The 12,181-nt window shown below is 54.0% G+C and carries 11 protein-coding genes and 1 other annotated feature; of the genes, 1 reads left to right on the top strand and 10 read right to left on the bottom strand.

The annotated features are described in order from the left end of the window. Positions 1-19: 19 nt before the first annotated feature. The 10 genes from G3M63_RS09740 to G3M63_RS09695 form a co-directional block, all read right to left on the bottom strand. A complete protein-coding gene (locus tag G3M63_RS09740) occupies positions 20-676 on the bottom strand; it encodes a site-specific integrase (RefSeq protein WP_163982906.1) in 657 nt (218 codons plus the stop codon). 97 nt (positions 677-773) lie between these two features. After that, the gene (istB, locus tag G3M63_RS09735; RefSeq protein WP_150302439.1) at positions 774-1,571 is read right to left on the bottom strand and encodes an IS21-like element helper ATPase IstB; all 798 of its coding nucleotides are present in this window, start codon (positions 1,569-1,571) and stop codon (positions 774-776) included. Continuing rightward, on the bottom strand, positions 1,568-2,587 hold the full coding sequence (gene istA / locus G3M63_RS09730) for an IS21 family transposase (protein ID WP_163982905.1): 1,020 nt from the start codon (positions 2,585-2,587) through the stop codon (positions 1,568-1,570). Before istA ends, istB begins: the two co-directional genes overlap by 4 nt. Before the next feature lie 437 nt (positions 2,588-3,024). Beyond that, positions 3,025-3,603 carry a hypothetical protein gene (locus G3M63_RS09725; protein ID WP_163982903.1) on the bottom strand — a complete coding sequence of 193 codons (579 nt, stop codon included), beginning with the start codon at positions 3,601-3,603 and terminating at the stop codon, positions 3,025-3,027. Next, positions 3,600-5,723: a hypothetical protein gene (locus G3M63_RS09720; protein ID WP_163982901.1), complete on the bottom strand. Its 2,124-nt coding sequence runs from the start codon at positions 5,721-5,723 to the stop codon at positions 3,600-3,602. The genes G3M63_RS09725 and G3M63_RS09720 overlap by 4 nt, the downstream gene beginning before the upstream one ends. Next, complete coding sequence (locus tag G3M63_RS09715) at positions 5,716-6,192, bottom strand: hypothetical protein (RefSeq protein ID WP_163982899.1); 477 nt, start codon at positions 6,190-6,192, stop codon at positions 5,716-5,718. Before G3M63_RS09715 ends, G3M63_RS09720 begins: the two co-directional genes overlap by 8 nt. Before the next feature lie 63 nt (positions 6,193-6,255). Next, positions 6,256-7,478, bottom strand: a protein-coding gene (locus G3M63_RS09710) for an IS3 family transposase (protein WP_163981804.1) whose coding sequence is annotated in 2 segments (ribosomal slippage) — positions 6,256-7,193 and positions 7,193-7,478 — 1,224 coding nt in all. Because the reading frame shifts where the segments join, the coding sequence is not laid out codon by codon here. Further along, positions 7,084-7,200 (bottom strand) — a sequence feature (AL1L pseudoknot). Its footprint overlaps the gene before it by 117 nt. A 46-nt stretch (positions 7,479-7,524) precedes the next feature. Further along, a complete protein-coding gene (locus G3M63_RS09705) occupies positions 7,525-9,390 on the bottom strand; it encodes a hypothetical protein (RefSeq protein WP_163982897.1) in 1,866 nt (621 codons plus the stop codon). A 157-nt stretch (positions 9,391-9,547) separates the two neighbouring features. Then, on the bottom strand, positions 9,548-10,306 hold the full coding sequence (locus G3M63_RS09700; RefSeq protein ID WP_163982895.1) for a ZIP family metal transporter: 759 nt from the start codon (positions 10,304-10,306) through the stop codon (positions 9,548-9,550). Positions 10,307-10,433: 127 nt separating this feature from the next. Beyond that, a complete protein-coding gene (locus G3M63_RS09695) occupies positions 10,434-11,330 on the bottom strand; it encodes a cation transporter (protein ID WP_163982893.1) in 897 nt (298 codons plus the stop codon). A 105-nt stretch (positions 11,331-11,435) separates the two neighbouring features. Between G3M63_RS09695 and cadR the strand changes: the two genes are divergently transcribed. Beyond that, the gene (gene cadR / locus G3M63_RS09690) at positions 11,436-11,858 is read left to right on the top strand and encodes a Cd(II)/Pb(II)-responsive transcriptional regulator (RefSeq protein WP_163982891.1); all 423 of its coding nucleotides are present in this window, start codon (positions 11,436-11,438) and stop codon (positions 11,856-11,858) included. The last annotated feature ends 323 nt before the right edge of the window (positions 11,859-12,181 follow it).

The following is a 12,181-nucleotide window of genomic DNA, read 5'->3' as shown; positions in this document are numbered from 1 at the left end:
CCATAAAACCCGGTGTGATTCAGTGTGCGCAGGCCTGCTCTTCGATTTTGGCAGCCTTGGCAAGCAGCAGTAGCTCATTCGTCAGAGTCTCGGTAGCGAGCCTTAGCCCACTACTCTCGGAAATCAGCAGATAGCCTTGGTCACCAGCGCCACCGATCGTCTTCTTAATGATCCGGTGCCGGAACTTTTCGATGAAATTCACGATCAATTCGAGGTCCGTTTTGGAGATGGGCAAGTATCTGTACTCTTCCCTTCCTCCTGAGCGCTTGGCGGTGAAGACCTTCAGAACTGGCTCTTGCTTCAGCCTCCTCGCATTATAGATGTCTTCGACTCTGATGTTCGCGACCTCAACTCGCCTTGCCCCCGTAATCTCCAGAAGCTTGACCAGAATGAAGCGTCGTCTCCTCTGGTAGGTCGTCGCGCTCACATCCGGAATGACCTCGATCAGTTTTGCGATATTTGTTGAGTTGATAGGTAAACGCCGTGTTTGAGGCTCAGGGTTAGGAAAAGAATGGTGGTGCCAGTAAGTGCGGACGATCTGCTTTCCTTGGCTCGCTAGCTTGAACTCCTTCGTCTCAGCCCTGATCGTTCCTGTGGCCCCGATGAAGGACGACTCAAGATAAAGCTCTCCAACGTACCCCAAAAAGCCGAGACAGGTTCTGCCTATGTTTGCCACATGAGCTGCTCGGCGTTTTCTCTGCTGTCAACGACGGTTCAAATCTGACCCACTTATCGGCGATATCGTCGGTTTAAAACTGACCCACCCTTGGCGATTAATTGTTGTTTAATAGATCTTGGCTGTTGGCCGAGACCGGCGCGATACCCGCAGCGTTCTTGTCCTTCAGGCGGTAGCTCTCGCCACGGATCTGCACGATATGCGCATGGTGTAACAACCGGTCTAACAACGCTGCCGTCAACGTTGTGTCATCGGCGAAGGCATGGGACCACTGCGAGAACGGCAGGTTACTGGTTACGATGACACTGCCTTGCTCGTACCGCTTGGCGATGACATTGAAGAACAGATTGGCTTCTTCGCGGCCAAACGGCAGATAGCCAATCTCGTCGATGATCAGCAGCCGCGGAGCTAGCACGCTGCGCTTCAAGTATTGCTCTAGGCGTTCCTGTTTGCGGGCTGTTGCCAGCTGTAGCATCAGATCGGCTGCGGCGATGAAGCGCGTCTTGATGCCTTGAGCGACGGCTTTGTGACCCAGGCTGATGGCGAGATGGCTCTTGCCAACGCCACTAGGGCCGAGGAGTACGACATTCTCTGCTCGCTCCACGAAGGCCAAGCTTGTCAGTTCGTTCAGCTGTTTGCGCGGCGCTCCGCTGGCGAATTTAAAGTCATAGTCCTCGAAGAGCTTGCGCCCAGGGAAGCCGGCAAACTTGAGTAAGGTCTCGCGGGAGCGCAGGGACCGTGCATCCAGTTCCAAGCGCAATAGCTGCTCGAGGAAGACGGCAAAGGTGTCTTCTTGCGAGGCGCAACGGTCGGCCATGGCTGACCATTCGCTAGCTAGCGTGTCGAGCTTTAGGTTCGCGCAGGCGTGTTGGATACGCTGATGTTGCAGATTCATGGATGCGCCTCCAGTAGCCGGTCATAGGTGCTCAGCGGATGTTGGAAGCTCTCCCTGGGCACAGGCCGTGCGGTGACTGGCATTTGCTCTGGACCCCGTTTTGCCTGCCGTGGCAAAGGTCTGAGCTGGAAGCGCTCCTGATCCAGCAATACCTGGGGCTTGATGCCGGTGGTGCCGTGGATACGTTGATGTGCTACACGCTCAAGCCATGGGCCTATGTGAGCATTGGCCGTTGCCACGTCCAGCCGCAGGCCGGTCTGGGTTAGGGTAGCTGCCAGAGGCGTGATGAAGCTGTTCTTCAGGTAGCCATTGAAGCGCTCAACCTTGCCTTTGGTGCGGGCCCGGTAAGGTCGGCAAGCGCGGGCGATAAAGCCGTAATCCCGCGCGGACGCCAGCAGTTGCGCATTCCAACGATGATGGCCTTCGCCGTAGGCATCGCGCTCGATCATGATGGTCTTGGCGTTGTCGAACAGGATCTCCTGGGGCACGCCTCCGAAGTACTGGCACGCCTCTTCGATACCGCGTAGCCAGTCCTCCTGACGTTCGTGCTCGGAAAATCGGACGTAGGTGGCGCGGCTAAAGCCCAGCGTGGCAACGAAGGCTTTAATCGTACGCCGGTGGCGAGAGATGGTCGTGAAATCGACCTGCATCTGTTTGCCTGGCGGCGTCTCGAAGCGGACCACCGGATCAGGCTCGACCGTTTTGAACTCGGCAGTGTAGTGCTTGAGCTGGGTGATTCCGCCGGTGTAGCCACGGTTTTGGATCTCGCTAAACAATACCGTGGCCGGTATCCAGTGCGGCTTGGCCGCCTCGATTCGCTCTAACAGATAGGGCTTGTAGGGCTCCAGCTTCGTTGGTCGCGGGCCCCGGTCCGGATAGCTAGCTACAACAGACAGGTCCCGCAGGTACCGTCGTACGGTATTGCGCGACACTCCCAGTTGCTGTGCGATGGAGCGAATACTGTTGCCTTGGCCATGTAATACATGAATTTCCACGAGTCTCTCCTGAGTCAACATCGGCCGCCGCTCTGATCATTTGATTAGGCGGCCATTTTGCTTCAGGTGGGTCAATTTTAAGTCGACGCTGGTGGGTCAGTATTACTCCGGCGGTGACACTCTGCCCAGGCTTTCGTGGGTCCGTTTCTCCCTGAAGCGTTCTGATGAACAACGAAAAGCGAGAATCAGTCAGGTCTATGAACGAGTAGTTGTTGTTAAAGCAAAAGCGAATGAGGTGTGAGAGAAGCTTGGCATATTGAGTAAGCGTGCCACCGCCTTCCTTGCGGGAAAGCCCACGCTCAAAACAGTGCAGCAGGTATAGGTTCGCCTCGGTGCACGGTCTGCCATCGGGCCAACAGAGAAGCGGAATGTTATCCGCTTTGACGCTGAGGACGTGGCTATTCCGATCAATTCCGTAAGGCAATCGAAAAGCGTCGCTCGTTAGGCGATAGAGTTTCTCATCCCTCGGCATTGGGCTGATTCTCATGTGAGGGAGGCTGAGGCTGCTTGCTTAGAGAGAGCATTGAAAGCAGCTCTCTACGGCGCTTTTTGAAAAGACTCAGATCTGCCGGATCAGGGCATTTCTCGGCAAACTGCTGGGCGAGTGTTACCGATTCTCTGAAAAGGTTCGTTACCAGTGCGATTTCATCCCATAGCTGAGAGATTATCCTTTCCTGGGCCTTGACCTTATCTTTGAGGTCCTGCTTGCTTACAGAGGACGATGCAGGCTTGACTACGGTTGAATCGTGAATCGCTTTTACGGCCTGGCGTCTCAGATGATCGATAGTTGTAAACCCACCAGGGAGCAGGTCATTCGCTCTGTTCTTAAGCGTATTGAGCGACATAGGAGAAATAGAAGCTTCGCTGACCGACAATTTTGCAAGTCCACTTTGGCTCTTCAACGCGGCCAGGAGTGTCATGTTTTCTCGGTGCTCGGCGGGTGATTGAATAATCGATTCGAGGTACCCAACACGAGCAAGAACAGATCTTTTGCTAATCTCCAGCTGAGCAGATACCTGACGTGTTGCTTCCTTCACGAATTCTCTCCAGTGATCTTAAAGAGGATCTCATGGCGTTTTCCTGTCGGGGTATCGATGAAGACTGGCTCCACCTTGAGCAACCCTTCCATCATCAGGTCTTCGATATAGTCTGCGACTTCATCCGACTGCATGATTGAAAAGGATGACAATCCGTAGCGCTCACCTAGAAGGTTCCCCAGATCCTCTGTGTCGCTCTGCCCCGTGAGCAGCGATTCAGAGGCATACTCGGCACCGACTCTCCGCAGTACCTCTCCTGGCACGGTCTCTGTGATGTAGTGATAAACGTGCTCGACATCGGTATGCCCTAAAAACCACCTGAGCGTGTCTAGGCCACCAAATCCACCGGCCCAGAAAAACGTCATGGCGAAGAAACGTCTCATTTGATGGGTACGAATGTAGTAGCGCCGTCCATAAGAGTCCTGTTTCACTTCGAAATAGTCCGAGAAGCGGTTCAGCACTTTTGCCGCGTCTACTGAACTCATCGCGGCCAGACCGACTTCGCGGTACCGAGGCTTGCTGAAAAGCCTATCTGAAGCCTTAGCCGAACTAAGCAAGGAGAGCTTTTGATGGAGGTCACCCAAGCTCAGAATGCATCGGGCCGCGACATTGGGAATGGGACGAAGAGCCTGTTCACGAGTCTTGCCGAAGTTCCGTTTTCGTAAGTCAAACTGCAAGTAATAGCCATGGGACTTCGTAACAAGGCAGCTATCTGCCGCAAGATCCCTAAGCTCTCCAGAGCGCCTGGCGCTGAGCGCGGCGAGGATTATCCAGATGGCACCATAAAGCACCTCAGCGAGCTGGAGCAGCCCCTCGTTCGCTCTGAACCGCTTAAAAAACAGAGCACTGCCGCCTCCACGATTGGACCCGCGAAAATCTGCCGAGAGGTCCCAGATTCTTACTCCGATGTCCCTTAACCTCTTGGGGATAAGCTCTCTGGTTTCAGATCGGCTCAAATCTCCGACCGTACATCCACGAGCATCGGCCTCTCGCGCCAGTGCAAGATAACCGTCGATGAGGGGTTGTCCCAGACCGAGGTAGAACTCCACTGCGTTCCGGAACGACGAAAAAATAACTTCCTGGGGCAATGACCGATATCGTCCTTTTCCTTTCATCTTCAGTTGGCTGAGGAAAACCCTGTTATCCAAGGCTGAAAGCGAATGGTGGCTGATATGGCCCAGCCCACAGAGCTTGAGGAGTTCCATTCGTTTAAGCGCTTGCCGGTATAGATCAACTCCGGCCTCAGAGGGCAATGGATCGTCATACAGAACCATGGACGAAACCATTGGGTACTCCCGAAAAGTCTTCTCAGATGGACTAAAGTGGAGTTCGTCCAGCACCAGACCCAGAAATTTGGGCGTCACTAAAGTCCGCTCGCGGTATATCTCAGAGTAGATACTGCTCGGAGAAACCTGATGACTAAAAAATGAATGCCCGTCACTACCCGCTGTAATCGGTACGCGTTTGTAGTTCCCGTTGATCCAGAGGAAAACCCGGGCCGCAATAATCTCCGACTCCGATAAGCCAAGGCTGCTCTCATCTGTATCATCAACAATAGCGATGCTGGGAACCTTAGAGAGAACGCTCTTTGCTTCCCGTTCCGTAACCTGAAGGCTTTTGAGCCGAAGGAAATCCCGAAGCTCTTCACGCGCAGCGTAGAGATTGTTCTTCGCGTACTGGCCAGCGGCCAACACAGCCATGAACTCCGTTACGTCATGCGGCGTAATTAGCTTGAACCCATAGGATGCCAGTTGGAAACGTTCGGCCCGTAGGAGGAAGTAGTCGACAATACCTATGGTCGTACGGACTCTATGTTCTACTGTCCTCGGGGCAAGCTGGATGCCTCCGGCGGCCAGCGGATGGGATGAGAGGCATAGGTATGCCTTGATGCTTTGCAGGAGGCCCTGATGCTTTGAGTGGGTGAGCAGCAGCCCATCATCCAGCCTAACCCGGAAATCAATGACAGTGTCTCTCTTGCCATTTTGGGCAATGCGAGCGCTCCACATTGGGTCATCAAACTTCGAATTGAGCCACTCGGCGCTGCGGAATAGGCCTGAGCCCGCGTCGACAGAGTGTGTTATGAAATCCAATTCGCGAGGTAGTGCGTTGCTATCATCCACAAACTAGACCCTCAAATTGTTGAGGGTTCGCTACTCCCCTGGCTTTTACTAGACAGCTGCGAATGTATGGGTCTGCAAAATCATCAGATTCGATATGAGACTCAACCTTGGCTGCGAACTCGCTCCAGTACACAGCAGTTTCTCCCGCACGCGGGCCAGCTTTCTCAACGGCCAGCTTTAGCGAGAGAAGCACTCCAAGAACACCCTCATCGATAGAGATGACGATCTCTGAATCTGATAAATCGAAGATTTGCTCAGCGGAACTGCTCAGCGGGTCAGGTTCTTCAGGAAGCGGTCGAAGGGCATGTGCCTCAAGAAACCGGTCCAACTCACTCATGCTGTTAAAGTCCGTCGCATCGAGCAGAAAAGGAGAGTCCTTCATGGCGTGGACAATCACCGCGTTTTGGAAAATCCTGACCCAACGCTCCTGGAAAAACTGCATGATGGTAGGCGGCAGATAATGGTTCATGGCAACCCGTTTGGAGTTGCCTAGTGAATCACACCGGGTTTTATGGAGGCCATTTCGTTTAAGTCAGGCGGCCATGGCCTGACCGGTGTTTTGCTGATAGAAGTTTGCCTCAGCTTCTGCCGGCGGTATATATCCAATCGAGCTCAGTAACCGCTGGTAGTTGTACCAGTGAACCCACTTCAAGGTGGCGATTTCGACGGCTTCGCGGCTCCTCCAAGACTGCCGGTAAATCAGTTCCGCTTTGTACAAGCCATTGATGGTTTCCGCCAAGGCGTTGTCGTAGCTGTCTCCTTTGCTACCAACAGAGGGCTCTATTCCAGCCTCAGCGAGACGCTCCGTATAACGAATAGAGACGTACTGACTACCCCTATCGCTATGGTGGATCAGACCGTCCGTGTGGCCTGGCTGCCGGGCGTAGAGTGCTTGCTCCAGGGCATCAAGCACGAAGTCCGTTTTCATGCTGTTGCTCACACGCCAGCCGACGATACGTCGCGCAAAGACATCGATAACGAAGGCTACGTAGAGCCAACCCTGCCACGTTGATACGTATGTAAAGTCTGAAACCCATAACTGATTGGGACGGTCAGCTTTGAACTGGCGTTGAACCTTGTCGAGAGGACAGACGGCGTTGCCATCAGGCACCGTGGTACGAACTACCTGGCCGCGCCGAACACCCTGCAACCCCAAGTGGCGCATCAGTCGCGCAACGGTACAACGGGCAACGTGCACCTTGTCGCGCCTGAGTTGCTTCCAGACCTTCACGACGCCATAGCAGCGCATGTTGTCCTCCCATACACGCTTGATGTCCTCACACAGCAACTCATCCTGTTGGGCGCGAGTGCTTCGCCGTTCAGGCTGTCGGGCACGTGCTGCATGCAGGTAGTAACCGGACGGAGCGATCTGCACCACGCGGCAGATCGACTCGACCCCGTAACGGTCACGGTACTCGTCAACGAAGGCGTTCAGGGTTTGTTGCGGCGGTCGAGCTCCGCCTGGGCAAAATAAGCACTGGCCAGGCGGAGGATCTCGTTCGCTTTACGCAGCTCACGATTCTCGCGCTCCAAAGCCTTGATACGGTCCCGTTCCTCAGTCGTCTGACCGGGTCGCTGGCCGTTGTCGGTCTGGTGTTTGCGCACCCAGCCATGCAGCGTCTGCGGGACACAACCAATCTTGGGTGCAATGGATTCGATGGCTGCCCACTCGGAGGGGTAGTCCTTCAAGTTCTCCAGAACCATGCGCACAGCACGTTCACGGACTTCAGGGGAGTAGCTGTTGGATTTTGTCATGCCTCATTCTCTCAAGAGTTGAGGCCTCCACGAAACCCGGTGTGATTCATAGCGACTCTGCCATTTTCTCGATGCTCAGCGACTTGAGGTAGACGAGAACACCTGCGGTAGCCCTTATCCGGGCCAGCGACAATACGGTGACCAGGTCCCCTAACTCGGCGCTATGAGCTTGTACAAAGGCTTTTTGTCGGAGGGTCTTGGCGAAGCTGGTCTGGCTTGTGAAGGTATAGGGTTCCTGAAAACCCTGACCGCCCGCGACAATGAACAATCGTCGCCAGGCATCATCCCCTTTCTCCTTGAGATAGCTCCTGACAGGGGCTGTGATCTGGATAAGAAGTTCAATCACAGAGGCTGCGTCGCCGCTCAGTGCAACCTCCTGTTGCTTCCCCTTCCGATTTTTCTTCACTACAAGCACAGACCCTGAGTCGGTCCGGACAAAACCGGTTCGCTTACCATTTCGGTCGAATAGTTCACATGCCAACAGAGACGCATCGGTCAGCACGGGATGCTGCGCCACCAGCCAAATAGCGATGGGAGCAATCGCATACTTCGTCGGCATTGCCAGATTCGCGGCTAACTCCGCTGTTGAAAAAGAAGACCCCGTTGCGCTCACCAAGTGGCCGCGCATGGCATGGTCGATGATTGTAAATCCGTTGTGGGTTTCCTTTACGGTCCTGATAAGGCTGTTCATCGCCATCCCAGGCTGGCCGTATGCCCGAGAAGATATTCGAGAGCCTAGCGTTATCAGGTCGCCTTGATCACAGGCTTGATCGATAGCGTTCAGACGATGAGCGATGCGATCAATCTGTCGTCGAGCCCATTGAACGACTTGGTTGAAGTCGCCTTTGATCCGCTTGAATAGAAGCTCCGTTGCCTCCTTGTCAGTGGCCGACAGCGGAATCTGGGTCAAGAGCTTTTGGGATACAAGGGCTTTACCATCAGCATAGCGGTGGTGGCCTACTTCATGGAGGGATCGAGTGAGCTTCTTGCTCCCTTCGGGCCACACCTCACCGAGTGGGGAGCACATAAGCCCGCCTCTAACCAGAACAGACTTTGCCCAACAGATGATTCTGATCCATTGGCGCTGAAGGTTTGCCAACACCCGTTCCGTCGGTTGGGTCTGGCTCCGCTCGGAGTATCCTTCAAAATGCCAGCGCTGAAAGCTCCAGAAAAGCTTATAAACAAAGATTGGGTCTTGGAGCACTTCAGGGCTTAAGGGTTGTCTGTCTATCGGATCATCGTCATAGCAGCACACGAAATCATCGAATCGAGAGACCACATTAACGTAGTTACCATAGTGACCATGGGCCAAAGCGTGCTTCTGGCTCTCCTGGTGTAGGTCCCTAGTAAAATCAGGCCCCAGAACGTCGAAGACAGCTCCCATCTTTAATCGAAATGAGCCCGCGTTTCTGTCCGCGACATGCCACCCCGTGAGCTTGGCGACGCGCACAGGGTCAATCCGAATAGATTCAAATTGAGTGACGCACTCCCGGACCTGGCTATTCGTAAGGTCTGAATGTACAAAAATCTTGATAGGAGCCGATTTAGACAACCCAGCGAGGAGTTTAAAGAAGTACAGGACAAGTCTCTGTCTGCCTGAGTACTTTACTTCAGCAGCCAGAAAACAGGTCGAGTAGAGCGCCCCGTAGAAAAGGCGCTGACTGCTCAGGAAGGCGTTTTTTCGGAAGTCCAGAATGCTTGTGATAGGGGGATGTTTGATTAGCCATAGGAAACATTCGAAGTAAAACAGTGCCCGACTTGCGCTTCGCCGCTGGGATGGGGGTAAGTTGGCAAGCTGAGATTGAATCAGAGCCAAAGCACTACCCGACAGAACCAGGAACCGGAAATTCTTCTCTGTGTGGCCCTTCGCGATGATTCCTTGAGGAAAACTGTTTGGGGAAACCTGATTCATCAAGAGATCTCACTCAGCCTGATTCTGGGGCGACCGTCCGTCTTGGAATGTTCACAACCCGTGGGGCATGGCAGGGGTGCGCTGGCCACTCACCCTTGCTCTACAACAGAACCCTATCAGATAACTGTACGCCTATACAGTATAGCAGCGTAAAGTGTCAGCTCTTCGGCAATAGTCCTTCCAGCCCCGCTGACACCAGAACGAACAGGACAAATCCTCCCACAAAGGCCATGATCGAAATGTGTGTGTCCTCACCACTTTCATGAGCCTCGGATAGCATTTCCTCGACGGCAGCGACTGTGAGAAGACCAGCGGTGAAGGTGAGTGCGGCCAGCTTGAAGCTCTCCGGCTGGTCCCTGAGTAGGAAGTAAGATAAGGCAGCGGCTGAGAGCACGGGAAGTGCGAATGAGGCTGAGAGTAACAAGCGCGTTTTTCGGGGAATCCCTTTGTCTTTCATATTTGCGATGGTGGCAAAACCCTCAGGCACATCCGCGAGAACCTGGCCCGCTGCCAAGATCATGGCAACTGATGGCGCGACCGCAGAACCGGCCCCGATCAGGAGGCCATCGCTAAAGAGATCTATGGAGACGGCAATATAGATCATCCAAACACTCGATTGGCCGCTCTCGCCCTGACCGCTTTGTCGTCTCTGGATGCTCCCTATAAGTTTCTCGATGCCTATATAAGCCATGCCGCCTAGAGCGAAGGAAAGGGCAATCAGCCAGGCTGAGAGACCCTCTAGCACTCTAGGCATAATCTCAACCGCCACGACTGCCATGACGAGACCGGCAGCGGCATGGAGGGAGTAATTGAGACGACGGGAGGTAGTTTGCGAAGCTTCAGCCGCAAGTCCACCACTGAAGTTCCCTAATGCGGGAAGCAGAGCCAGGCCAAGTACCAGCCATAAGCTATCCATAACCATCCTTCTCGACGACCCCGAGGCGCAACGTCTTGCTGGCTCCGACGTCTTGATTATCCACAAGCTGAAACGTTAGCTTAGCGCATCAATTGTGCCGCCTTTCCAATCAAGACAGCGGGCTACATCATCCCTTGAGCATCAGAATACGCCGGGCACCGTTGAGGACGATGAGTCCCACAAGCGTGCCAATAACCAGATCCGGGTAGCTGGAGCCCGTCCAGGCGACCAGGGCACCTGCGACGATGACGCCCAGGTTGATCAGCACGTCATTGGCTGAAAATATCCAGCTGGCCTTCATATGCACGCCGCCCTCACGATGCTTGGATATCAGCAGCAGGCAGGCGGTGTTCGCGATTAACGCAACGAAGGCGACGGTCATCATGACCAGCGATTCTGGTTCACTGCCAACCAGGAAGCGGCGCACCACCTCTATCAGCACACCAAGGGCCAAGAGCAGTTGGAGCACGCCAGCAACATGAGCGGCGCGTGTTTGCAACCGCAAACTGCGGCCTACGGCATAGAGGGCAAGACCATAGACGGCTGCGTCGGCAAACATGTCCAGCGAGTCAGCAATCAGCCCAGCAGACTGGGCGATCAAGCCTGCGGTCATTTCAGCTACGAACATGATCGCATTGATGCCGAGCAACCAGCGTAGAGTGCCGGACTCTTGAGCGTCGGAAGTTGCAGAGTTTATAGCCGCTGTGATCGTCCCTGGGTCCGCAATGCTTGTCTCTTGAAGAGATGCGCCCAGCCCTAGGGTCGCCAGTTTTGCCGTTATGGGCTCAACCTCCCCGTCATGCACCACCTTCAGCCGTCGATTTGATAAATCAAAAGAGAGTGCTCGAATATTGCTAAAGCTATTCAGCGCCAAGCGGATCATTCGTTCTTCCGATGGACAGTCCATCTTCGGCACGGCAAAGACACTAACTGAGGCATCTGACGCATTGCCGGATACCGGCCCATCGGGGTCAGTTGCAGGCGTCGCATCACAGCCACATGAGTCACCACAGTCTTTTCTCACGGTACGGCTCCAATTGGACCAGAAATAGAATTGGGATAGTTAAAACCATATAGTAACTATAAGGTCAAGGGAGTGGGATTCTCAGTTGAGATTGGAGTAAGCGCGATGCGTATTGGTCAGCTAGCAGAAGCAATGGGTCTCGACACCCAGACGATTCGCTTCTATGAGCGGCAAGGCTTGCTTGAACCGCCATGTCGGCAGAACAACGGTTACCGTATCTATACCGAGCGGCATGCTAAACGACTCGCCTTCATTCGGCGCTGCCGAATTCTGGACCTGTCACTGGCAGAGATTCGGGAACTCCAAAGCTATGGGGACGATCCTCACCAGCCGTGTGCGGCAGTGAACATAATGCTCGATGACCACATTGCTCATGTACGGTCGCAGATAACTGCTCTACATGCGCTTGAGAGACAGCTTGTTGCACTGAGAGGACGTTGCTCGGATGAGCGCGAAGCAGCCGAATGTGGAATCTTGGAGGGAATCAGCGAAGGGAGTGGACCGGCTGACAGTTGTCAACGCCGTTAAACAAGATAGGATTGAGCCTTTCATCCTTATCTTGTTGTTTATTAGGCGTTTATTAAAGGATTTTTGTACACTGATAAAAAGAGTCGTATGGGAAAAGGGCGGGGCTTGGAAACCCGGCGGGAACCCGGGCGGAAAAGAACGGGAGCTCTACGGTCGAGTTCCCGATGGGCGCAAGAATAACTGCTTCGCTCATCGCGCATGCCTTTGCTTTTTAACTGTATGGATAAACAGTATACGGACAAGAGCGATCGGGCAATATTACCTTTTGGCATCCAGACAGCCGGGGCATCCGTTCAATCACAGCCCGTCAGAACGAAAAAGCG

Origin of the sequence: Pseudomonas sp. OIL-1, from assembly GCF_010669185.1 — a bacterium.
In the GTDB taxonomy this organism is placed as follows: domain Bacteria; phylum Pseudomonadota; class Gammaproteobacteria; order Pseudomonadales; family Pseudomonadaceae; genus Halopseudomonas; species Halopseudomonas profundi.
Note: the sequence above shows the minus strand (reverse complement) of the source record. Positions and strands in the feature narration are given on the sequence as shown.

What these genes read in the sequence shown, in the direction of transcription:
- istB (WP_150302439.1), bottom strand. Translation starts at nt 1,571, where the DNA reads ATGAATCTGCAACATCAGCGTATCCAACACGCCTGCGCGAACCTAAAG.
- istA (WP_163982905.1), bottom strand. Translation starts at nt 2,587, where the DNA reads ATGTTGACTCAGGAGAGACTCGTGGAAATTCATGTATTACATGGCCAA.
- G3M63_RS09715 (WP_163982899.1), bottom strand. Translation starts at nt 6,192, where the DNA reads ATGAACCATTATCTGCCGCCTACCATCATGCAGTTTTTCCAGGAGCGT.
- G3M63_RS09705 (WP_163982897.1), bottom strand. Translation starts at nt 9,390, where the DNA reads ATGAATCAGGTTTCCCCAAACAGTTTTCCTCAAGGAATCATCGCGAAG.
- G3M63_RS09700 (WP_163982895.1), bottom strand. Translation starts at nt 10,306, where the DNA reads ATGGATAGCTTATGGCTGGTACTTGGCCTGGCTCTGCTTCCCGCATTA.
- cadR (WP_163982891.1), top strand. Translation starts at nt 11,436, where the DNA reads ATGCGTATTGGTCAGCTAGCAGAAGCAATGGGTCTCGACACCCAGACG.